The organism is Aquitalea palustris (genome assembly GCF_003693445.1).
Classification (GTDB): domain Bacteria; phylum Pseudomonadota; class Gammaproteobacteria; order Burkholderiales; family Chromobacteriaceae; genus Aquitalea; species Aquitalea palustris.
Window position 1 is genome coordinate 1 of sequence record NZ_RFAR01000038.1, and the last position, 21,277, is coordinate 21,277.

Below are 21,277 nucleotides of genomic sequence, written 5' to 3' on the forward strand. Positions count from 1 at the left end.
GCAGACAGTACATGGCGTACGGCAAGGCGGCGCAACGCGGGCGCGGGGGTTTTGTTATCGGGTCTTACTGGCCGGCTGCGCTTTGCTTTACCCAGATCAGGCTGGCGGTATCAAAGCCCAGGCTGGCGGCCTGACGCAGCAGCGGCTGGGTCACGGCCTGCGGCAGCTGCTTGTCGCGTGCCAGTATCCACAGATAGTCGCGGTCGTTACCGGCTACCATGGCCCATTGATAGTCCGGGTCCAGCGCTACCACATGGTAGCCGCCGTAGAAGGGGCCGAAGAAGGACACTTTCAAGGACGCCACGTGGCTGTCGCCATTGAACAGCGCCCGGCCCTGAGCCTCTTTCCAGCTGGCGCTGGACTGCTCGTAGCCACGGTTGACGACCTTGATGCTGCCATCGGCATTGAGCGAGTAAGTGGCGCTGACCTCGCTCAGACCACGCTCGAAGCGGTTGTCCAGCCGGGCGATTTCATGCCACTGGCCGCTATAGCGCGTCAGCTCGAAGCCGCTTACCGGCTGGATGCCCGGTGGCGGCAGGGTGGAGCAGGCGGCCAGTAGCAGGGTGCTGGCCAGCAGCAGGATCAGGGAGATGCGGCATCGTTTCATGGTGTGGCTTCCTTATGGTGTGGTGATTTACAGGGTGTCCAGCCGCTGACGGATGGCATGGGCGGTCGTGGTAATGGCGGCGCTTTCCGCCGCGTCCATCTGCTGCAGCTGGCGATAGACCAGCGCCAGTCGGGGATTGCCCGCCAGGGTGGCGGCATTGCGCTGGAAAAAATCCCAGTACAGGGCGTTGAACGGGCAGGCGTCATCGCCATGACGCTGTTCGCGCCGGTAGCGGCAGTCGCCGCAATAATTGCTCATGCGCTGTATATAGGCACTGCCGGAGACATAAGGCTTGCTGGCCAGCAGGCCGCCATCGGCAAACTGGCTCATGCCCAGGGTATTGGGTAGCTCCACCCATTCGAAGGCATCGATGTAAATGCCCAGATACCATTCATGCAGGGCCTGTGGTGACAGCCCGGCCAGCAGGGAGAAATTGCCGATGACCATCAGCCGCTGGATGTGGTGGGCGTAGGCATCGCGCAGCGACTGGCCGATGGCCTGGGCCAGGCAGTGCATGCCGGTGTCGCCGCTCCAGAACCAGTGCGGCAGCGGCCGCTGGTGGTCGAAGTGATTGCTGCTGGCATAGCCGGGCATGCGCGCCCAGTACACGCCGCGCACATATTCGCGCCAGCCCAGAATCTGGCGGATGAAGCCTTCCGCAGCGGCCAGCGGCACCTTGCCCTCCTGCCAGGCGGCCGCGGCGGCGTCTATCACTTCCCGCGGCGACAGCATCTTGGTGTTGAGAGCAAAGGACAGCAGCGAATGAAACAGCCGCGGCTGTTCGCTGTGCATGGCGTCCTGATAGTCGCCGAAGCAGGGCAGGCCGTGCTGGATGAAATGCTGCAGCAAGGCCAGGGCCTCCTCGCGGTGCAGCGGCCAGCGTAGCTGCGCGGCACAGGGCTGACCCAGCGCGGCCACGCCGGCATCCTGCAGCATCTGCCACAGTGCGCTGTGATCGTGGCTGGGGCGTGCATCGGCCAGCGGCGCGGGGGTGCCGCGCCATGGTTTGCGGTTGTCCTGGTCGAAATTCCATTTGCCGCCGGCCGGGCCGCCACGCTCATCCAGCAGCACGCCATATTGCTTGCGCATGTGGCGGTAGAAGGTTTCCATGCGCCAGCTGGCCTTGCCGGCAAACAGCTGGCTGGCAGCCAGCCGTGGGGCGAGGAAGTGCTCGCTGTCCACCGCCTGGCAGATCAGGGGCTGACGGGCTGCCCAGGCTTGCAGTTGCTGGTCCAGCCGCCATTCATCGGGCAGTTGCCAGCAAAAATGGCTGGCGGCGTAGTGCTGTACCAGGGCATCCAGATTGGCTTCCAGTGTGCCGCGATTGGACGGGTGATCAAGTGCAACATAGCGCACGCGGTGGCCAGCCGCTTTCAGGCGGGCGGCGAAGTCGCGCATGGCGGCCAGTACTGCCAGCAGCTTTTGCGCATGATGGCGCACGTAGTCGGTTTCCTGGCGCAGCTCCAGCAGCAGGTAAACCACATGGTCATCGACGCGGGAAAACCAGCTGTGCCGGGGGTTGAGCTGGTCGCCCAGAATCAGTCGCAGCTCAGTCATCGGCGGCTCCGCCGGGCTGGCTGCACAGGATGTCGGGGAGTGTAAGCAAGAGCGAGTGACATGGTGGCAGGGTGTGGTTTTGCTTGTTCAATGCTGTCGGCGGCAGCGTTCGGAGCAGAATTGCACCTGTTCCCAGCAGCGTGCCCATTTGCGCCGCCAGCTCATCGTTCTGCCGCAGCCACGGCAGGGCTTGGAGGGCAGTGCCTGTTTGTTTCCCTTCCAGCCGGCGTTCATGCTGTACGGTCCTCGTCGCGTACCGACAGCAGCCGGCGCAGCAGCCGTAGCGGTGCGCCGATCAAGGGCAGCTTGTGCAGCAGTTCTTCGGCCGAATCCCAGTAATCGCGGTGCAGGATGAGCAGGCCATCCTCGTTGAATCGCAGATGGCTGCCGCCGTGCAGGCAGTAGTCCTTGCCATGCAGGCGAAAATGAAAATCCCAGCTGAGAAATGCCTGCTGGCCATCCAGCAATTGCTCCAGCACCACGAAGCGCGGCTGCTCCAGCTTGCGGAACATATGGTCAAAGATCAGCCTCACCCCCTCGCGGCTGTGCACCGTATTGAAGGGGTCCTTGAAGCTGACGGTGGCGGCGTAATACTGCGGCAGCTGTTCCAGGCTGTGCGGGGTGAGCTGGCTGTACCACCCCACCAGTGCCGACAGGCGCGCTCTCAGCGCCGTGCCAGCCGGCGCAGCAGCGGCAGCCTCAGGCGATAAGGCAGCAGTCTGAGCAGTTTTATCCATGTGGTGAACCTGAAAGGAAAGTGGATTTCAAAGCAGCCGCGTTCCAGCCCGCGCACGATATGCGCCGCCGCTTGGCTGGTGTTCAGCAAGGCCGGCATGGTGAAGTCGTTGCGGGCAGTGAGCCGGGTAGCGACAAAGCCGGGGTTGATCAGGTAAACGGCGATGCCATGCTGGCGCAATTCCGCGTGTAATAACTCGGCCAGATTGATCAGCGCCGCCTTGCCCGGCCCATAAACGCAGGCACCGGGCAAACCGACATAGCCGGCCACGCTGGCCACCAGCGCGATGCCGCCGCTGTGGCGGGCCATCAGCGCTGGCAGGATGGTTTCCAGCCCGAAATAAACCCCGGCCAGATTGGTGCTCAGGGTATGGCTGACCGAGTCGGCACGGATGTCCCAGCTATGCTCCGGGCGATAGTCCGCCGCGCAGAACACCACCAGGTCAGGCAGGCTGTGGCGGGCTTCCAGATCGGCCCAGGCTTGCTGCCAGGCTGCCGGCTGGCTGACATCCAGCGGCAGGACGATGGCGGCGGCATGGGCGGCGGCAACCTGCTGCAGGGCTGCCTGGTTGCGTGCCGACAGGATCACCTGCGCGCCCTGTTGCAGCAGCTGGCTGGCCACCGCCGCGCCAATGCCGCTGGAGGCACCGATAATCCACACCCGCCGCTGGCGCCAGCTGGCGATGCGGGGGTTGGGCGGGGGTAGCAACATCATGGCTTACTCCTGGTAACAGCGCGTGGCACTGGCTGCCGGTGGCAGGGTGGCGTGCTGGTCGGTGCTGAGCCGGTCGTTCATGCCGGGCGCTCTTGCAGCAGAAACTGGCTGACCCCGATGCGTCCTTCGTCGAAACCAGCCTCGCAATAGCACAGGTACAGCCGCCACAGGCGGATGAAGGCTTCGTCAAAGCCCTGTTGGCGCACGCTGTCCAGCGCAGCCTCGAAGGCCTGCCGCCAGCGGCGCAGGGTTTCCGCATAGTCCGGGCCAAAATCCAGCCGCTGACTGGTGTGCAGGCCGGCGGCGCTGGCAGTCTGGCTGAAGCGGGCGGGGCTGGGCAGCATGCCGCCAGGAAAAATGAACTGCTGGATGAAGTCGCTCTTGGCGCGGTAGCGTTCGAAATAGGCGTCGGCGATGGTGATGCTCTGGATCAGTGCCTGCCCACCCGGGCGCAGCAAGCGGCGCACCGTGCGGAAATATTGCGGCCAGTAGGCTTCGCCTACCGCTTCGAACATTTCGATGGACACCACCGCGTCGTACTGGCCGTCCAGGTCGCGGTAGTCGCGTAATTCCAGCTGGGCCAGCGGCTGATTTGCCAGGCGCTGGCGCGCCAGTTCAAGTTGGGCCGGTGAAATGGTGATGCCATGCACTGCGATGCCGGCGCGGCTGGCGTGTTCGGCAAACCCGCCCCAGCCGCAGCCGATTTCCAGCACCCGCATGCCCGGCTGCAAACCCAGCGTGTCGCAGATGCGCTGATACTTGGCCTGTTGAGCCTGTTGCAGCGACTGCGTGTAGTCGCCGTTGAACCAGGCGCTGGAGTAGGTCCAGGACGGGTCCAGCCACAGGCGGTAAAAATCATTGCCCAGATCATAGTGGGCGTGGATGTTGCGGCGGCTGCCACGACGGCTATTGCGCCGCAGCAGGTGCTTCAGCCGATACCACCATCGCGCCGGCAGGCTGCCGGACAGCGCCGGCGGCACGGCGTGTTCGTTGCGCAGGGCCAGCCGTAGCAGGGCGGTCAGCTCCGGGCTGTCCAGCAGCCCGTCGCGATAGGCTTCGGCAAAGCCGATGTCGCCGGCAGTCAGCAGCTTGCGGCAGCCGGACCAGTCATGGATATGCAGTTCGGCATTCACGCTGTGCTGCGGCTGGCCGAACCACAGTGCATGGCCGGCCGGTGTCAGCAAGCGCAAGCCCCCACTCTGCAAGCGTTGCAGGCGCGACAACAACAGGCGGGCGCTGGGCGGCAGTGTGGGCGGCAGTTTGTCCAGGGTGTGGGTGATGCTCATGCTTGCGGCTCCTGTCCATGGCTGAGCGAGTGAGAAGGGGCGAGCGGTTTGCGATAGATGGGCAGTTTTTTCCGCCACAGCTGCAGTGCCTGCCAGTGAATGCGCCAGATAACGCCAAAGGTCAGCAAGGGCTGGCGCAGCAGGGCTTTGGCCAGCGCCGGTGGGGTCAGCGCCTGCAGCGGGCCGGAAATGCTGGTATTGATCAGTTCGCCGGCATCATCGTGGTAGTCGATGCGCATCAGCATGCGCCCGGGGAGTTCGGCCAGCCGGAAACGGTAGTGTCCGGCCACCTGGCAAAACGGTGACACATGCAGCTGCTTGCGGCACAGCAGGGTGCTGCCGTTGCGGATGGGGCTGCCATCCTGATTGGCCAGCAGATAGCAATGGCGCTCGCCAAAGGTATTGTTCACCTCGGCCAGCATGGCAATCAGCTCGCCGGCAGCATTGTGGCAATACCAGAAGCTGACCGGGTTGAAAGCGTAGCCGAACAGGCGCGGGAAGCATTGCAGCCACACTTCGCCATCGCAGGGCAGGCCGGCTGCCGCCAGCTGCTGGCGTATCCACGGCAGTAGCGGGCTGCCATCACCGGGGCCGTGGTCGCGGCGCTTGAGCGTGAGCGGACGCCAGCGATCCACTCCCAGCCACAGGCCCAGCCAGCCCTTGCCGATGGACTCCAGTGCGGACAGCCTGAAGCGCAAGGCAAATACCGGGTAGCGAAAGCGATGGTGGACGGGGCGCAGCCGCTGGTGGATGACGCTGCCGTTCAGCAGATAGGCATCGGGCTGCTTCACAGCTTGGCCCAGTGTGGTAGCGGGGCAAAATCCGCTGCCACGCGCAGTGCGGATTTCAGCCCGTCTTCATGAAAGCCGTAGCCGGTCCAGGCGCCGGCAAACCAGCAATGCCGGCGGCCCTGGATGGCCGGCAGCCGGCGCTGAGCCTCGATGGCCGCTGCATCCAGCAGCGGGTGCTCGTACAGGAAGCGCGCCAGTTCCTGCGAGGGTTCCGGCTGTTGCAGCGGATTGAGCGTCACCATCAGCGGCGTGCTGATGGGCAGCGGCTGCAATTTGTTCAGCAGATAGCTGACGCAGACGGCGCGCTGGCCACCGCTGTTGCTCTCCGACAGGAAATTCCAGGCCGACCACACCTGGCGCCGCCGTGGCAGCAGGCTGCTATCGGTATGCAGCACGGCGATATTACTCTGGTATTGCACCGCGCCCAGTATGGCCCGCTCTTCTGCTGTGGCATCCGCCAGCAGGCGCAGGGTTTGCGGCGCATGGGTGGCGAAAATCACACTGTCGAAGTGCTCTTCGCCATGGCGGCTGCTCACCACCACACCGCGCTCGCGGCGCTCCACCCGGCTGACCGGGCTGGACAGGCGCACATCGTCCAGGCTGGCCAGCATTTTCTGGACATACTGGCGTGCGCCACCTGGCACGGTAAACCAGCGCGGGCGGTGGCGGATCTGCAGCAAGCCGTGATTCATGCAAAAGCGCAGAAAGGTTTCTGCCGGGAAGGCCAGAATCTGGCTGGCCGGGCTGGACCAGATGGCCGCAGCCATCGGCACCAGGTAGTGATCGCGAAAACGGTTGCCGTAGCTGCCCTGTTCCAGCAATTCGCCCAGTGTCAGCCCCAGTTCGGCGGCCAGCTGCAGATTGGAGCTGGCAGCAGCATTGAAGCGCAGGATATCGCCCAGCATGCCGTAAAACGACGGGGACAGCAGCTTGCTGCGCTGGGCAAATACGCTGGACAGACTGCTGCCGGCCCATTCATCCCGCCCCTGGTCTACCGAGACGCTGAACGACATGTCGCTGCCACTGCAGGGCAGCTCAAGCTGCTGAAACAGCGCGATCAGATTGGGATAGGTAGCCTCGTTGAAGACCAGAAAGCCGGTATCCACCGCACAGCGCTGGCCTTCCAGTTCGATATCCACGGTATTGGTGTGACCGCCGGCGTAATTACCTGCTTCAAACAGTGTCACCTCATGGTGGCCTGCGGTCAGCCATGCGCTGGCAAGGCCGGAAATGCCGGCACCGATGATGGCGATGCGCTGGTGCTTGGGGCTGGCTTGGTTCACCTGATCTCCCGTCGACGGTTCGGAATGAAGAAAACTGCTTGGCACGCTGTGCGCTAGTGCTTATATTCAGGATATAACTGCTTTGGAAAAAAAGCTACCAATTAGTAAAAGGTTGTACTCATGAGTATTTTCAGCAAGCTCAGCTTCAAGGATCAAGCCTTCAAGCTGCGCGAACAGGCAGTGCTGGACGCCACCACCAAGTTGCTGGCCAGCAAGGGTTTCGACCTGATGACCATGGACGATGTCGCTGGCGAGGCAGGTATTTCCAAGCCCAGTCTGTACAAGCATTTCAAGTCCAAGGAAGAGCTGGCTACCGAGGTGATGATCAGGCTGCTGGATGGTGCGCTGGCATTTCTCGAGGCACAGGATGGCGCGCTGAGCGCCAAATCAAGGCTGGCGGGATTACTGGAATGGGCCTTGCGGGTGAGGCTGGAGGGCGGTTTGCCTTTCCTGCCGTCGTCCAGCCCGCAGGTGAGGGAAATGCTGACCAAAAGCCTGCGCTATGTCAGCCGCGTGTACAAATTGCACAAGCTGCTGGCCGGCATTGTCGATGCGGCCAAAGAGGCCGGGGAGCTGCGGGCGGATCTGCCCACTGACGTGCTGCTGTATGCCTATTACTCGCGCACCTGCGACCCGGCGGTCGATTACATGCAGCTATACGGACGCTACAGTACCGAGCAGATCGTGGCGCACATGCTGGCCATGACTTTCGACGGCATGGCCGGTTCCGGCCAGCACTGAGCAGCCACTGAGCAGCACTGTGCTGCCGGCTTATACCCACAGGGCGGCCTGCTTGCAGGCCGCCCTGTGTCTTTATGCTCAGCGCGAATGACTGTCGCTGGCGCTGACCGGCACCGCCGGTGTTGCGCTCTGCCCGGCCGTCGCCGCACGGCGCCGTCTTGCTGCGCCTGCCTTCAGCCGCAGCCGTTTGCCGGCCAGTACCAGCGCGCTGATGGACAGCGCCAGTACCGCCAGGCTGCTGGTGAGCATCCAGCCATCCCACCACGGCCGTGGCCGCATGATGGCCTGGTCCCAGTTATGCAGGCCGCTGAACAGCCAGCGGAAGGTACGCTGGCTGCGATCCAGCTGCAGCAGTTTCTCCCCGGTTTGCGGATTCAGATAAAGCCAGCTGGCTGCCGGATCCGCCAGCTGGATGCGCCAGACCGGCAATGGCCGGCGCGAGTCGTCCTGATGCCGGTCCGGATAGTAGTAATCATCCGCGGCAAGCAGGCGTTCGGCATGGCGTATGGCGGCGTGGCCGGTCATGGCCTGGGCGCTGGCCAGTAGCGCGGCGACGGGAAATTCGCGCTGGCCTGCCGCCAGCTCAAAGCCATGGCTGGTGATGATGCGGCTGCGCAGCTGCTGGTCGCGCGCCTGCAGCATGGCCAGCGGGCCGGCGTGATACCAGTTCAGTTCCACCATGTGCTGGCCTGCCAGCTGGGCGACGACTTGCGCCATGGGGAAGTCCAGTGCGGCGGCGGGCAGGGCGGCCACGGTGGCGTGATGATGCGACCGGCCCTGTCCCTGATGGCCGGAAAACAGCTGCCATGGGTTGTTGGAAAGAAAGCCGCTCAGCGTCCAGCTCAGCGCCAGCAGGCCGCCGCACAGCCCCAGCCACAGATGCCAGCGTTGCCACAGCGCACGATAGGGATTGCTGCTGCCATTGGGATAGCGGCGCTGGCCCAGCCAGCCCGGCCGCCAGCGGCACAGCCCTAGGTACAGGCCGCTCAGCACGGCCAGCAGGCTGGCCAGCGCGCCCCAGGTCTGGATGGGTTTTCTGGCATCGGCCAGGCCGATGGCATCCAGTGGCCGCAGGAAATGCAGGTAGCTGCCGCCCCAGAACAGCAGGCGGTCCAGCCGGCTGCTGGCCTTGATCACCTCGCCGGTGCGCTGGGAGATGGTGAGTTCATGCTGTGCGGCGTCGTCAAGATTGACGCGGTAAAACGGGCGATAGGGGTCGTAGTTCATCATCGCCGTGCCGGCATCGCGTGCAAATGGGGCCTGCCGGATCTGCGGCTGGCTGCCGGGTGCCCATTCGCGGGCAATGGCGATGGCCTGGGCGGCGCTGATGTCATGGCGCTGGCCATCGCGTGCCGACAGGCGATAGCGTTGGCCGCTGCCATCCTGCATCAGCCAGACCGGCTCTCCGGCCTGCACCAGCAGTCGTGCCGAGCTTGGCGGGCTGTCGGCGCTCGGCATGCCCAGCCGCCAGGCCGCGCCGGCGCTCAGCCAGTTGGCGGCAGGTGTCAGGGCCGGGGCATGGGCCAGCCGGGTGGATTCGCTGATGCTGGACGGGCCGGCGTATATCATCAGCAGCCCGGAAAAAGACCAGAGCAACAATAGCAGGCATAGCGCGATGCCCAGCCAGCGGTGGCCAAGAAACAGCAGACGTTTCATGCGGATGTTCCAATGAAAATGGCGCGGCATGCCGGATGCCGCGCCGTGTACGGCGAACAAGGAAGGGCGGCAGGCTGGCCGCCACGGCCTCAGTAGTCGAACTTCAGCTGGGCATAGGTGGTGCGCTGCGGCATCGGGTGATAGGCGTAACTCTTGTAGTTGTTGAGGTTGTCCACGCCCACTGCCACGGTGAACTGGCGATCCAGCTTGTAGCTGATGCGCGTGTCCATGATGAAGTAGGCGCTGTTGGCCCCGTAGACGTCGGTATTGACTACGGTATTGTTGACGTCCGAGGTCTGGAAGCTGCTGTAGCGTGCGGCCAGCGAATAGGACAGCTTGTCGTTCTGGCGGTAGCTCACCACGGCCGTGGCACGCCATTCGGGGATGCCGGGGAAGGGGTTGCCTACCGAGGCCGGGTTGTTGCCGTTGGCAATGATTTCAGACTTGGCATAGGTCAGGCTGGCACTGACATCCAGCCCGCGCAGGCCGATATCGCTCTGTTCCCAGGCCAGTTCCAGGCCATTGGTGCGCACGCGGTCGATGTTCTGGATATTGGTGACGTTGGGGGTGACCGTGGTGTTGGTCTGCGACAGCAGGGCATCGGCCAGCTCTTCGCGGAAGGCGGTCAGGCGCAGCGTGCCGCCATTCAGCTGGCGTGTGGCGGTGATTTCCCCGGTGTCGGCGCGTTCGGCTTTCAGATTGGGGTTGTTGTTGACGATGGTGTTGCTGCTGGCCGCCGTGCCCTGGAACAGCTCGGCCACGGTGGGGGTGCGATAGGCACGGCCATAGGCGGTGCGCAGCGTCCATTGTTCGTTCAGGTCGAACAGCATCGCCGCCTTGGGCGAGAAGAATTGCTGGCTGCGGTTCTGATCGTAAGAGGTATAGCTGCCGGTGGTGGTGGCGCCGCCGTAGGCATCCCACCATTCGTAGCGGCCGCCGATGATCAGCTGGGTGCCGGGGCGCAGCCGCCAGGTGTCCTGGGCAAACACGGCATTAAGCTGGGTATTGCCGGCAAAGGCGGCGGTCAGGTTGCCCTGGCTGCCGTTTTGCCAGTCGCTGGTGGCATAGCTGCGGCTGTTCAGCACGTAATGATCGTAGTGATAGCCAAAGCGCAGCTGGTGTTCGCTGGCCAGGCTGCCACCGGGACGCCAGTCGCCTTTCAGGTCGACGGTTTGCCAGCCGGTGCCATCCAGCTTGGTGATGGTGCCGGCACCGGTCAGGCCGGCCGTGGCGCTGCGCTGGGTATCCTTGCTGAAGTCATAAATGCTGACCGTGCCTTGCCAGTCCCAGCTGCCATCGGTGCTGGTCTTGAAGGACAGGGCATTCAGCAGATGTTCCTGTTGTTTCTTGCTGGGCTGGAAGGCATTGGCCAGATTGTATTTCTGGCCATTGATGTTGACGATGCCGGTGTAGACCGGATTGCCGTTGGCGTCGCGCAGATAGCTGTCCACGCCCACGGTAGAATTGTTCTGCCAGTAGCCCAGGGTGTAGTTCAGCTTCAGCGTGGGGCTCAGGTCGTAGGACAGCTTGAGGTTGGCGTTGTCCTGGATCGAGTGCTCGGCGCCGGTGGCACCGATGATCAGCCGCTTGTTGCCGGTGGTGTCGGTATCGCTCACTGCACCGCTGGTGGCGGTGGCTGCGCTGGCTCCGGTGTACTTGTTGGGGTTGGCGGCAAAGGTGGCAGGGTGGCCCAGGCTATCCAGGTGGCCGGCTTCCAGGATCCACGCCAGCTTGTCCTGGCGGTCGCCCAGCATCACGGCGTTCTTGCTGCCGGTGAAATGCTGGCTGGTCTTGTACTGGCTGAAGCTTTCGTCAAACAGCGTGCTGCTGGCATGCGCTTCGAATTTTTCCGGCATGCGGGTGCTCAGCACGATGACCGAGCCGATGGAATTGCCCGGGTATTCGGCGGAGAACGGGCCGTAAAACACGTCAACATGGCTGATTTCGTCTGGACTGACCAGATTCCAGCGCGGCGGGTAGGCGTAGTTGTTGCCCAGCAGATTGGACAGCAGGATGTCGTCGGCGTACAGCAGGGCGCGGGCGCTGCTGGTCTGGCCGGAGGTGCGGGTGGCGATGATGCTGTTCTGGTCGCCGATATAGCGTTTGCGCACCTGCACATTGGGCAGGTACTTCACCGTGTCTTCGGTGCTGGTGACATTGACGGTCTGGGCGATCTTGTCCGCGCTCATGCCACTGCTGCTGGCTGGCAGATTGTCCGGCAGGCCACTGCTGGCTGCTGGCGATTGCACTGTTACCTCGGCCAGCTGCTTGTCCGCCTGCTGGTCGGTGTTTTCGGCCTGGGCATGAGCAACCTGGCACATGGCGATGGCCACGGCCAGTGCCAGCTGACGGTATTGAAATTCTCCACTGCACATCATCACGTTTTCCCGCTTGTTATTGATTGAGAGTTCATCAGTTGTTTAAGAGCCACTGACAACAACTCGCCGCCTGGCCGGGCCAATGCCGACAGTACAAGCCGTAGGGCAAGGTGGCGCAGGTGCGGGGAGTTGGTCAGTGGCTCCAAGCGGCGTGGATCATGCCCGCTGTGGTGATTGGCTGGGAATGTGGCATTTTGTCGCAGGGCGGAACTTTGCCGGCTGCGACAATTGGTCGCACGGCATGGGACAGGACTCCTGCTAAGGTAGCGGCCTGAGAGCCTGTCCATCGTCTGCTGCGCTGGGCTGACACCGTGTCAAACACGCCTGCGGAATGCTCATTTACGCCATGTAAATTCCGCTTTTCCACTGGTTTTCGCTTGATTTCGCCTGGTTTCACGCAGGCAAGGCGAGACCTTGCACAGGCTCCGGGATGGGCTGCCATGCCGCGCAGCCACGGCATGGGGGAAAGCAGGTGGACGGGATGCACATGGAAGGGATGGCCGGAGCAGAGCGCTCCCGCGCCGGTGTCTGGCTGATGGTGCTGCTGCTGCATGGTGTGCTGGGCAGCTGGCTGCTCGGGCAAACCCTGCAGCCGGCTGCCACGGCCTTGCCCACCAGCATTGCGGTACAGCTGCTGCCGACGGTGGCTCCGCTTGCCCCGGCGGTGCCAAGGCCGGTGTCACCCACCCGCCAGCCGCCGCGCCCCTTGCCGGCGCTGGCGCAGCATGCGGCGGCGCGGCCGCCACGCGCGCCTGCCGTGCTGGCGGCCACCCACGCTGCCGCCCCTGCTGCCTCCACGACGGCCCCTGCACCAGCGCTGGCCGGCAATGCCGACACCAGGGCGCTACCGGTGAGCGCCGAGCCGGCCCAGGCGCCCCAGCCCACCAGCAGCGAGCCGGGTTTTGCCGCCGATTATCTGCACAATCCGGCACCGGGCTATCCGCCGGCCTCACGTCGCAATGGCGAAGAGGGGCGGGTCTTGTTGCGGGTGCGGGTGTCTGCCGCCGGTCAGGCCGAGGCGGTGGAGGTGTATCACAGCAGCGGCTTTTCCCGGCTGGACGATGCCGCCCGCGAGGTGGTGGCCGGCTGGCGCTTCATCCCGGCACGGCGCGGCGGCAGCGCGATTGCCTCCAGTGTCATCGTTCCGATTACTTTTCGCCTGGGCCATTGATGGCGGTGGCCGCAGCTGATTCTTTGCAAGGAAATACCATGGACAAGCAACTGGGTTTTGCCCATTTCTGGCAGCAGGGCGATGTGGTGTCGCATGTGCTGACCATCCTTCTGCTGCTGATGTCGGTATGCAGCTGGAGCCTGCTGCTGCTCAAGCTGATCGAACAGCGGCGGCTGCGGCGGGCATTGCGCCAGGCGCTGCCGGCTTTCTGGCAGGCACCGGGCAAGGCCGCGGCCATGGCCGTGCTGACGCAGCAGGATGGCAGCCGCATGCTGAGCGGACTGGCCATCCAGGCCGAGCAGGCGGCACAGGCTTATGCCAGCAAATCCGGCGTGGGACTGGGTGGCGAGCTGGATGCGGCTGATTATCTGGGGCGCATCCTGCAGCAGGCGCTGCAGCAGTCGCAGGCCAGGCTGGAGCAGGGGCTGACCGTGCTGGCTTCGGTGGGCGCCACCGCGCCCTTTGTCGGCCTGTTCGGCACGGTATGGGGGATTTACCACGCGCTGATCAGCCTATCCGGCCGCACGCAGATGACGCTGGATCAGGTGGCCGGCCCGGTGGGCGAGGCGCTGATCATGACGGCAATCGGCCTGTTCGTCGCCATCCCCGCTGTGCTCGGCTATAACGCCAGCACCCGTGGCAACCGGCTGTTGCTGGCCCAGCTGGAAAGCTTTGCCCATGGCCTGCATGCCTATCTGGTGGCTGGCGTGCGCATGCCGCTGGCGCAGGCAGAACCGGCTGGCGAGGCGCAGCCGCAAACCGCCGGCCGCGGGGTGTAAGCATGGCATTTCACGGTTTTTCTGCTTCCGGCCAGCATGGCCAGCCCATGGCCGAGATCAATACCACGCCGCTGGTGGATGTGATGCTGGTGTTGCTGGTGGTGTTCCTGATTACTGCGCCGCTGTTTCATCAGGCCATCGGTATCGATCTGCCCAGAACGGCGGCCACCCGCGCGCCACAGCAGGATACGGTGCTGCATCTGGCCTTGCAGCGCGATGGCAGCCTGCAGCTGGACGGGCAGGCCATCAGCCAGCAGCAACTGGACAGCCGGCTGCACAGCGCGCGCACCAGCAATCCGCAACTGCAATTGCAAGCCGATAAGGCCACGCCATACCAGGCGGTGGCGGCCGTCATGGCGCTGGCCCAGCAGGCCGGGGTGAATCGCATCGTCTTTGTCACCCAGCCGCTGGCGCAGTAAGGGCCTCTGGGTAAATAGTGCGGCCTGCCGTAGAGGGCAGGCCGTACTAGGGCAGAAGGGGGTGTTTGCCGGTGATGCCTGACAGGGCCGGTCGCTGGTACCGGCCGCTGGCGGCTTACATGGCGCCGGCGAAGATCTGCTCGATCTCCTGCTGCGTGGCCTGGCGCGGGTTGGTCAGGCCGCAGGCGTCTTTCAGCGCATTGCTGGCCAGCAGGGGAATGTCCTCGTGCTTGACGCCCAGCTCGGCCAGGCTGGCCGGGATGCCGATATCCGCCGCCAGCTTGCGGATGGCGACCAGGCAGGCCTTGGCACCGGCCTCGGCGGTCAGCCCCTGGGTGTCTACGCCCATCGCCGCTGCCACATCCGCCAGCCGTGCCGCCGAAGTCTGGGCATTGAAGGCTTCCACATGCGGCAGCAGCAAGGCATTGCACACCCCGTGCGGCAGGTCGTAAACCCCGCCCAGCTGGTGGGCCATGGCATGCACATAGCCGAGCGAGGCATTGTTGAAGGCCATGCCGGCCAGGAATTCGGCATAGGCCATCTGTTCGCGTGCTTCCAGATTCTTGCCGTTTTCCACTGCCGTGCGCAGATGGCGGGAGATCAGCTCCACCGCCTTGAGCGCGCAGGCATCGGTAATCGGCGTGGCTGCGGTGGACACATAGGCTTCGATGGCGTGGGTCAGCGCATCCATGCCGGTGGCGGCAGTCAGGCTCTTGGGCTTGGCCAGCATCAGGTCGGGGTCGTTGACCGACAGGATGGGGGTGACATTGCGGTCGACGATGGCCATTTTGATATGGCGTGCTTCATCGGTAATGATGCAAAAACGGGTCATCTCGCTGGCGGTGCCTGCGGTGGTATTGATGGCTACCAGCGGCAGCTGCGGTTTTTTCGAGCGGTCCACGCCTTCGTAATCGGCAATCTTGCCGCCATTGGTGGCCACCAGTGCAATGCCCTTGGCACAGTCATGCGGCGAGCCGCCACCCAGCGACACCACGAAATCACACTGCTTTTCCCGCAGTACCTGCAAGCCGGCTTCGACATTGCCGATGGTGGGGTTGGGCTGGGCACCGGCGAAAATGCTGGCCTGGATATCGCGCTCGGCCAGCAGGGCCTGCACATTGGCGGCCACACCGATTTCTGCCAGCACCTTGTCGGTAACAATCAGCGCATGCCTGAAACCATAGGCCTGGATGGCATTGACCGCCTCCTTGAGGCAACCGGCGCCCATTACATTGACTGGCGGAATGAAGAAAGTCGTTGTTGTCATGGTGTTATCTCCTTATGTGGGTGACCGGACTGCCTGGGGGACCGGCCGGGACGGCAGGCTGTTGTGCTGCTAGCTGCATGACCAGGCGTCATGGCAACAGCCTAAGGTCTGCGGCGCGGCTGTCCCATTCGACTTTAGTGCCATGTCATGGCCGGGACGGTGATGTTGTGGCGGATTGGCCGGCGGACTGGCGTTGCAAATGCTAAAGTCATGATTGGAATCTGCCGTTATTGCCAGTTGCTTTGTGCAAGATGGCATACCACCAGCCAGCACCGACAGGGATGATGCTGCCATGCGCTTCAGCTTTGATTCACAAGTCATTACCGCTTTTGTCAGCGCAGCGCTGGCCGTGGTGGTGCTGACTGCCATGACCTGGTCGGTGGCTGATGAGGCAAGTCGTGCCGGCGAAAGCGTGGCCCATTCGCATGAGGTGCTCAATGGCCTGGCACGGATACGCGGCGATACCCTGCAAATCGAATTGAGCAGCCAGAATTTTCGCCTGAGCGGCGATCCGGCCCAGCTGCAGGAGCGTGATCAGGGCATTGCCAGCCGCGAGCTGCTGTTGGCACAGATTCGCCGGCTGACCGCAGACAGCCGCGAACTGCAGCAGCACTGGAGCAGCCTGCGCCGGGTGCTCGACCAGCGGTTGCAGATCGCCCGCCAGGTGGAGCAGGTACGCAAGACCCAGGGGGCCGCTGCGGCCACCCGCTTTGCCAATCAGTCGCCCTTGCTGCAAACCAGGGTGGCGGTCTATCGCCTGCTGGATGAAATGGATGCCCTCGAGCGTGGCAGCCTCGACTTGCATCAGGCGGACTATCTGGCCACCAGGCAGCGTTTGCTGCAGCTGGGCAGTGTCACCGCCATCTTGTTGCTGCTCTTGCTGGCCGCCACATACCGGCTGATCCGCAGCCAGCTGCGTGCGCTGGAAGCCAGCCGGCGGCAGCTGGCCGACAGCCAGGAAAATCTCTCCATCACCCTGCATTCGATTGGCGATGCCGTGCTGGCCACCGATGCGGCCGGCTGCATCACGCGCATGAATCCGGTGGCCGAGCAACTCACCGGCTGGACGCTGGCCGAGGCTGCCGGCAAGCCGGTGGCTTCGGTGTTTCACATCATCCACGAGCTCAGTCGCGAGCCGGCACTGGTGCCGGTGGAGCGCGTGCTGGCTACCGGCAAGGTGCAGGGCCTGGCCAATCACACTTGTCTGATCGCCCGCGATGGCCGGGAATGGCCGATTGCCGACAGTGCCGCCCCCATTACCGATGGCAGCGGACAGATTCGCGGCGTGGTGCTGGTGTTTCGCGATGTCAGCCTCGAGCGCAGTGTCGAGCGCGCCATGCAGCAGCAGAACGTGCAGCTGGAGAGGCGGGTGGACGAGAAAACCCGGCAATGGGCAGACAGCATGGCGCATCTGCACAGCATCATCACTGCCTTGCCGGCCTATATCGCCTTTGTCAGCCGCGAGCAGCGCTATGTCTATGTCAACGATCAATACCGCCAGCGCTTTGCTCCCGAGCATGACGACATCACCGCTTGCCTGGTGAGCGACATCCTTGGCCCGGAACGCTATCAGCGGGTGCAGCCGATGATAGAAAAGGCCTTGCAGGGCGAGCAGCAGGAATACGACTGGCAGCCCTTTGCCGGTGTCTGGCATGCCATCCGCTATGTGCCCAAGCGCGACAGCAGCGGCGCGGTGGAGGGCTATTACGTGCTGGGCAACGACATTACCGGGCGCAAGCGCGACGAAGAAAGGATACAGGCGCTCAATCTGGAACTGGCTGGGCGGGTGGCCGAGCTGGAGGGTGTCAGCCGCGCATTGCGTACCCTCAGTGCCGGCAATCACGCCATGCTGCGCGCCAGCGATGAGCCCGGCCTGTTGCAGGACATGTGCCGGCTTATCGTCAGCGTGGCCGGCTATGCCAGCGCCGCGGTCTGGCTGCATGCCGCCGAGGGCGAGCGCCTGTTTCCGGCGGCGCAGCATGGTTTTCCCGGCGGGCTGGAACGGCTGGCCGGCATGGCCGACAGCATGCTGGCAGCCATCACTTTCAGCGAGCGGCCCAGCTTGCTGCAAGTGCCGCTGGGCACCGACATGGCCAGTAATGAAGCAGTGCAGGGCCTGTCCTGCCCCTTGTGGGTGGATGGCCGCATCATCGGCGCTTTGCTCGTCCACACCGGTGGCACCGCCTGCTTCGACAGTGACGAAATCGCCTTGCTCAGCGAGTTTGCCGACGATCTGGCCTTCGGCATCGGCATGTTGCGCGGGCGGGCCGAGCAAAAGCGGGCACAGGCCGCCATGCACTATCTGACCCACCATGACGCGCTCACCGGCCTGGCCAATGAAACCCAGCTGGTGGAAACACTGGCCACCATGATGGCCAGCGGGCAGCAAACGCCACTGGCGCTGTTGCAGCTGAATATCGACAGGCTCAGTGAAATCAACGATGCACTGGGTTTCAGCCATGGTGACCACATCCTGCGCGAATTCGGCCGGCGGCTGACCGAGTGTGCCCCGGTCTCGGCCGTGGTGGCACGACTGCGTGGTGACGAATTCGCCGTGCTGTTGCCCGCACATGATGTGGCCGCCGCCCACACCGTGGCCCAGCAGCTGGAGCAGTGTCTGGCCCAGCCTTTCCTGGTGGCTGACATCCGGCTGGATGTCAGCGCAAAAACCGGCATTTCCTGCTTTCCCGACTATGCCGGCTCGGTGCACGAGCTGTTGCGCCAGACCGATATTGCCGTGCATGCCGCCGGCCACAAGGGGGTCAGCCACTGGCTGTTCAATCCGCAGGAGTATTGCGACCAGTCGCCGCATCTGAACATGGCCGGCGAGTTGCGGCAGGCCATCGAGGGGGGCGAGTTGCGGGTTTATCTGCAGCCCAAGGTAGAAATGGCCAGCGGCCGGGTGTGCGGTGCGGAAGCGCTGGTGCGCTGGCAGCACGGCGCGCAGGGGCTGCTGTCCCCCGCGCTGTTTATTGGTTTGGCCGAGCGCACCGGGCTGATCAAACCGCTGACCGAGTGGATGATCAACAGCGTGCTGGACCTGCTGCAGGACTGGCAGCAGCAAGGCTGCGCCCTGCCGGTTGCGGTCAATCTGTCGGCGCATAATCTGCGGGACGAAGCGCTGGGTGACAAGATTCGCCGCTGGCAGCAGCAACGCCAGCTGCAAACAGGGCTGCTGGAACTGGAAATTACCGAAAGCACGCTGATGGAGGATGCCAGCAGTTGCCTGCGTGTGTTGCAGCAATGGCGTGACGATGGCATCCCGCTGTACATCGACGATTTTGGCACCGGCTATTCCTCGCTCAGCTATCTGCAGCGCCTGCCAGTGGAGTACATCAAGATCGACCAGTCCTTTATCAGCAATCTGTCCGGCAGCAAGGACTCGGCCGCCATCGTGCGCTCCACTATCGACCTGGTGCACGATCTGGGCCGCAAGACCGTGGCCGAAGGGGTGGAGTGCCACGCCGACTGGCAGCAGCTGCTTGGCCTGGGCTGCGATGTGGCCCAGGGCTACTACATTGCCCGGCCCATGCCGGCGGCCAGCTTCCTGCCCTGGGTGGCCGGGTTTTCCATGGCGCAGCTGGCGCGGGAGTAAAGGGGGGGGCTGCTGGTCCTGCGCTCAGTAAAAAACGCCTGACCATGTCAGGCGTTTTCTTTGCCGGGCTGGTTTACCACTTGTAGCTGAGGGTGGCGCTGATATTGCGCTTCTCGCCGTAGTAGCAGGCATAGCTGCTGTAGCACGAGGCAATGTAAGTCTTGTTGCTGAGGTTGTTGGCGTTGATCTGCAGCGTGCTGCCCTTGAGCGACGGGCTGAACTGCCCCAGTTGCAGGCGCAGGCGCAGGTCGTACAGGGTGACACCCGGAATGGTCAGGGTGTTGGCGCTGTCGGCCCACATCCACGAGGTACGGCGTACCCCGCCACCCAGATTGACACCGTTAGCAAAGGCGTAATCCAGCCAGGCCGTGGCCTTGTGGGCCGGGGCCAGATAGGGCGTCTTGCCCTGGTTGCTGCCCTCGGTGACCTGCATGTCGGTATAGGTGTAGCCAGCCAGCAGCGACAGCTGCTTGCTCAGCTTGGCATTGGCTTCCAGTTCCACACCGCGCGAGCGCACCTTGCCGATGGGGTCGTAGCTGAAGCTGATGGCGTTGTACTGGGCCACATTGCTTTGCTGCAGCTCATACACCGCAGCGGACAGCTGGATATCGCTGGTGGGCTGGTAGCGCAGGCCGGCTTCGCTCTGTTTGCTCTGCATCGGCTTGAGCACATTGCCATGGCTGTCGGTGGCATAAGCCTGGCTGGGGTCGAAGCCCTCGCTATAGCTCAGGTAGGGGGCGAGGCCGTTTTCTGCCTCGTACACCAGACCCAGCCGTCCGGTGGTCTTGCCACCTTCCCAGCTGGTGCGGCTGCCGGTACCGGTATTGGTTTCCGATACCTTGGCCTGGTCGTGGCGCAGGCCGGCGGTCAGTTTCCAGTTGCCCAGCGCCATCTGGTCCTGCAGGTAGACGCCGGTCTGGTCGCGCTTGCGGTCGAAGTATTTGAAGGACAGCGGGTGGCTGCTGTCGTCGTACACGGTGTTGAAGGGATTGATGGTGGTGCCGGTGTAGGTATAGGAGTTGTCGCCCTTGTTGCGGCTGGTCTGGTAGTCCAGCCCGGCCAGCACGGTGTGCTTCATCCCCAGTGCATTGAAGCGGGCTTCCAGGCTGTTGTCGATGATGTGGGCGGTGGAGCGCTCGCTGGAGCGGGCATAGGTGCGGTTGAGCAGGTCCGAGCTGTCGGATACCCAGCCGACATCGGAATACTGGCTCAGGTCGGTCTTGCTCAGTTGCAGGCGGTATTGCTGGCGGAAGGTCAGCGCGTCGTTGAAGCGGTGTTCCAGCTGATAGCCATAGTATTGCTGCTCGCGGCTCATGCCGTCGCCACTGGAGCCTTCGTTGAAGTCGGGGGAGATGGTCTTGCCGTTATGCGGCACCACGGTGCCGTAATAGGGCAGGGTGCCGTGGTAGCCGGTGCTGGGGTCTTTCTGCAAATAGGCTTGCAGCAGCAGATTGGTGCTGTCGCTGATTTTCCAGTTGAGCGAAGGGGCCAGCACATAACGCTCGGTACTGGCACCGTTTTGTTGCTGGTCGGCGGCGCTGCCCTTGGCCACCAGGCGGTAGGACAGGTCGTCGCGGCCGGCCACGGCACCGCCAAAATCCAGCCCCAGACTGCGTTGCTGGCGGTTGCCCACGGTCAGCGACAGCTCGTGGTAGTCCTCTTGCAAGGGGCGCTTGCTGGTGATGGCCACCACGCCACCGGGCGAGGCCTGGCCATAGCTGGCCGAGGCCGGCCCGCGTATCACGTCCAGCCTTTCCACCGCATAGGGGTCGATCTGCAGGGTGTTGTAGCCGTCCGGATCACCAAACAGCCGCAGGCCATCGAGGAATTCATTGGCGGTGGGATGGTCGCTGAAGCCGCGCAGCACGATGTAGTCGTAGCGGGTGGTGGAGCCCACCGCGCCACTGAACACCCCCGGCGTGTAGTTGAGCGCTTCGCTGATGGTGCGCGGTTTCTGGTCTTCGATCTGCTGGCGGGTGACGACCGAGACAGCTTGCGGAATCTGCGCCAGCGGGGTGTCGGTCTTGCTGGCGCTCTTGCTGCTGCCCACCTGGTAGCCCTGGGTGGGGGTCAGTGCATCGGGGCGCTGTTCTGCGCTGACCGTTACCGTTTCCAGTGTGCTGCTGTCGGCGGCATAAGCCTGCTGTACGGCCAGTGCCAGTGTGGCCACGCACAGGGTTCTCCCCAGCTGGCGGCCTGCTTGCTGGCGTCTGTTGCTGCTTGTCATCACGCATCGTCCTTGAGTTCTTGCTTGCCGCGCCCGGCCCCTGCCGGGCTTGTGTCATGGCGGCATCGGC

At 63.8% G+C, this 21,277-nt stretch carries 17 protein-coding genes; 5 read left to right on the forward strand and 12 right to left on the reverse strand.

What is annotated here, in order from left to right:
* Window positions 1-64 precede the first annotated feature (64 nt).
* The 8 genes from EAY64_RS09690 to EAY64_RS09725 all read right to left on the reverse strand — a co-directional run bounded on the left by EAY64_RS09690 (window position 65) and on the right by EAY64_RS09725 (window position 6,974).
* Entirely contained in the window at window positions 65-607 is a 543-nt protein-coding gene (locus EAY64_RS09690) for a lipocalin family protein (RefSeq protein WP_103524571.1), read from the reverse strand.
* A gap of 27 nt (window positions 608-634) precedes the next feature.
* The gene (locus tag EAY64_RS09695; protein WP_103524572.1) at window positions 635-2,164 is read right to left on the reverse strand and encodes a cryptochrome/photolyase family protein; all 1,530 of its coding nucleotides are present in this window, start codon (window positions 2,162-2,164) and stop codon (window positions 635-637) included.
* An 87-nt stretch (window positions 2,165-2,251) separates the two neighbouring features.
* Window positions 2,252-2,398, reverse strand: a complete 147-nt coding sequence (locus EAY64_RS20785) for a DUF2256 domain-containing protein (RefSeq protein ID WP_103524573.1) — start codon at window positions 2,396-2,398, stop codon at window positions 2,252-2,254.
* On the reverse strand, window positions 2,395-2,901 hold the full coding sequence (locus EAY64_RS09705; RefSeq protein ID WP_103524574.1) for a nuclear transport factor 2 family protein: 507 nt from the start codon (window positions 2,899-2,901) through the stop codon (window positions 2,395-2,397). The genes EAY64_RS20785 and EAY64_RS09705 overlap by 4 nt, the downstream gene beginning before the upstream one ends.
* Window positions 2,829-3,614 carry an SDR family NAD(P)-dependent oxidoreductase gene (locus EAY64_RS09710; protein ID WP_226034243.1) on the reverse strand — a complete coding sequence of 262 codons (786 nt, stop codon included), beginning with the start codon at window positions 3,612-3,614 and terminating at the stop codon, window positions 2,829-2,831. Before EAY64_RS09710 ends, EAY64_RS09705 begins: the two co-directional genes overlap by 73 nt.
* 77 nt (window positions 3,615-3,691) lie before the next feature.
* Window positions 3,692-4,900, reverse strand: a complete 1,209-nt coding sequence (locus EAY64_RS09715; RefSeq protein WP_103524575.1) for an SAM-dependent methyltransferase — start codon at window positions 4,898-4,900, stop codon at window positions 3,692-3,694.
* Window positions 4,897-5,691, reverse strand: a complete 795-nt coding sequence (locus EAY64_RS09720; RefSeq protein WP_226034244.1) for a DUF1365 domain-containing protein — start codon at window positions 5,689-5,691, stop codon at window positions 4,897-4,899. The genes EAY64_RS09715 and EAY64_RS09720 overlap by 4 nt, the downstream gene beginning before the upstream one ends.
* Entirely contained in the window at window positions 5,688-6,974 is a 1,287-nt protein-coding gene (locus EAY64_RS09725) for an NAD(P)/FAD-dependent oxidoreductase (RefSeq protein WP_103524576.1), read from the reverse strand. The genes EAY64_RS09720 and EAY64_RS09725 overlap by 4 nt, the downstream gene beginning before the upstream one ends.
* A gap of 120 nt (window positions 6,975-7,094) precedes the next feature.
* On the opposite strand from EAY64_RS09725, the gene EAY64_RS09730 reads away from it, so the two are divergent.
* Window positions 7,095-7,715 carry a TetR/AcrR family transcriptional regulator gene (locus EAY64_RS09730; RefSeq protein ID WP_103524577.1) on the forward strand — a complete coding sequence of 207 codons (621 nt, stop codon included), beginning with the start codon at window positions 7,095-7,097 and terminating at the stop codon, window positions 7,713-7,715.
* 78 nt (window positions 7,716-7,793) lie between these two features.
* Here EAY64_RS09730 and EAY64_RS09735 read toward each other — a convergent pair whose 3' ends face one another.
* Together EAY64_RS09735 and EAY64_RS09740 are read right to left on the reverse strand one after the other, a co-directional pair.
* Window positions 7,794-9,371: a PepSY domain-containing protein gene (locus tag EAY64_RS09735; protein ID WP_158604655.1), complete on the reverse strand. Its 1,578-nt coding sequence runs from the start codon at window positions 9,369-9,371 to the stop codon at window positions 7,794-7,796.
* Window positions 9,372-9,460: 89 nt separating this feature from the next.
* Complete coding sequence (locus EAY64_RS09740; RefSeq protein WP_103524579.1) at window positions 9,461-11,749, reverse strand: TonB-dependent receptor; 2,289 nt, start codon at window positions 11,747-11,749, stop codon at window positions 9,461-9,463.
* Between the two features lie 481 nt (window positions 11,750-12,230).
* On the opposite strand from EAY64_RS09740, the gene EAY64_RS09745 reads away from it, so the two are divergent.
* The 3 genes from EAY64_RS09745 to EAY64_RS09755 are packed head-to-tail and all read left to right on the forward strand — an operon-like array spanning window position 12,231 to window position 14,118.
* Window positions 12,231-12,920, forward strand: a complete 690-nt coding sequence (locus EAY64_RS09745) for an energy transducer TonB (RefSeq protein WP_199734426.1) — start codon at window positions 12,231-12,233, stop codon at window positions 12,918-12,920.
* 38 nt (window positions 12,921-12,958) lie between these two features.
* On the forward strand, window positions 12,959-13,699 hold the full coding sequence (locus EAY64_RS09750) for a MotA/TolQ/ExbB proton channel family protein (RefSeq protein ID WP_103524581.1): 741 nt from the start codon (window positions 12,959-12,961) through the stop codon (window positions 13,697-13,699).
* 2 nt (window positions 13,700-13,701) lie between these two features.
* Window positions 13,702-14,118, forward strand: a complete 417-nt coding sequence (locus EAY64_RS09755) for an ExbD/TolR family protein (protein WP_103524582.1) — start codon at window positions 13,702-13,704, stop codon at window positions 14,116-14,118.
* A gap of 115 nt (window positions 14,119-14,233) precedes the next feature.
* Here the strand turns inward: EAY64_RS09755 and yiaY are convergent, their stop codons facing one another.
* Window positions 14,234-15,385 (reverse strand): L-threonine dehydrogenase, encoded by a 1,152-nt coding sequence (gene yiaY / locus EAY64_RS09760; RefSeq protein ID WP_103524583.1) that lies wholly within the window; start codon window positions 15,383-15,385, stop codon window positions 14,234-14,236.
* A 292-nt stretch (window positions 15,386-15,677) separates the two neighbouring features.
* On the opposite strand from yiaY, the gene EAY64_RS09765 reads away from it, so the two are divergent.
* Window positions 15,678-18,980, forward strand: coding sequence for an EAL domain-containing protein (locus EAY64_RS09765; protein ID WP_103524617.1), 3,303 nt, complete (start codon window positions 15,678-15,680; stop codon window positions 18,978-18,980).
* A 73-nt stretch (window positions 18,981-19,053) separates the two neighbouring features.
* On the opposite strand, the gene EAY64_RS09770 is transcribed toward EAY64_RS09765, so the two are convergent.
* The gene (locus EAY64_RS09770; RefSeq protein ID WP_103524584.1) at window positions 19,054-21,207 is read right to left on the reverse strand and encodes a TonB-dependent siderophore receptor; all 2,154 of its coding nucleotides are present in this window, start codon (window positions 21,205-21,207) and stop codon (window positions 19,054-19,056) included.
* Between the last annotated feature and the right edge of the window lie 70 nt (window positions 21,208-21,277).

Coding starts and splice junctions, on each gene's coding strand:
- EAY64_RS09690 (WP_103524571.1), bottom strand. CDS start 607: ATGAAACGATGCCGCATCTCCCTGATCCTGCTGCTGGCCAGCACCCTG.
- EAY64_RS09695 (WP_103524572.1), bottom strand. CDS start 2,164: ATGACTGAGCTGCGACTGATTCTGGGCGACCAGCTCAACCCCCGGCAC.
- EAY64_RS20785 (WP_103524573.1), bottom strand. CDS start 2,398: ATGAACGCCGGCTGGAAGGGAAACAAACAGGCACTGCCCTCCAAGCCC.
- EAY64_RS09705 (WP_103524574.1), bottom strand. CDS start 2,901: ATGGATAAAACTGCTCAGACTGCTGCCTTATCGCCTGAGGCTGCCGCT.
- EAY64_RS09710 (WP_226034243.1), bottom strand. CDS start 3,614: ATGATGTTGCTACCCCCGCCCAACCCCCGCATCGCCAGCTGGCGCCAG.
- EAY64_RS09715 (WP_103524575.1), bottom strand. CDS start 4,900: ATGAGCATCACCCACACCCTGGACAAACTGCCGCCCACACTGCCGCCC.
- EAY64_RS09730 (WP_103524577.1), top strand. CDS start 7,095: ATGAGTATTTTCAGCAAGCTCAGCTTCAAGGATCAAGCCTTCAAGCTG.
- EAY64_RS09735 (WP_158604655.1), bottom strand. CDS start 9,371: ATGAAACGTCTGCTGTTTCTTGGCCACCGCTGGCTGGGCATCGCGCTA.
- EAY64_RS09740 (WP_103524579.1), bottom strand. CDS start 11,749: ATGATGTGCAGTGGAGAATTTCAATACCGTCAGCTGGCACTGGCCGTG.
- EAY64_RS09745 (WP_199734426.1), top strand. CDS start 12,231: ATGCACATGGAAGGGATGGCCGGAGCAGAGCGCTCCCGCGCCGGTGTC.
- EAY64_RS09750 (WP_103524581.1), top strand. CDS start 12,959: ATGGACAAGCAACTGGGTTTTGCCCATTTCTGGCAGCAGGGCGATGTG.
- EAY64_RS09755 (WP_103524582.1), top strand. CDS start 13,702: ATGGCATTTCACGGTTTTTCTGCTTCCGGCCAGCATGGCCAGCCCATG.
- yiaY (WP_103524583.1), bottom strand. CDS start 15,385: ATGACAACAACGACTTTCTTCATTCCGCCAGTCAATGTAATGGGCGCC.
- EAY64_RS09765 (WP_103524617.1), top strand. CDS start 15,678: ATGCGCTTCAGCTTTGATTCACAAGTCATTACCGCTTTTGTCAGCGCA.
- EAY64_RS09770 (WP_103524584.1), bottom strand. CDS start 21,207: ATGACAAGCAGCAACAGACGCCAGCAAGCAGGCCGCCAGCTGGGGAGA.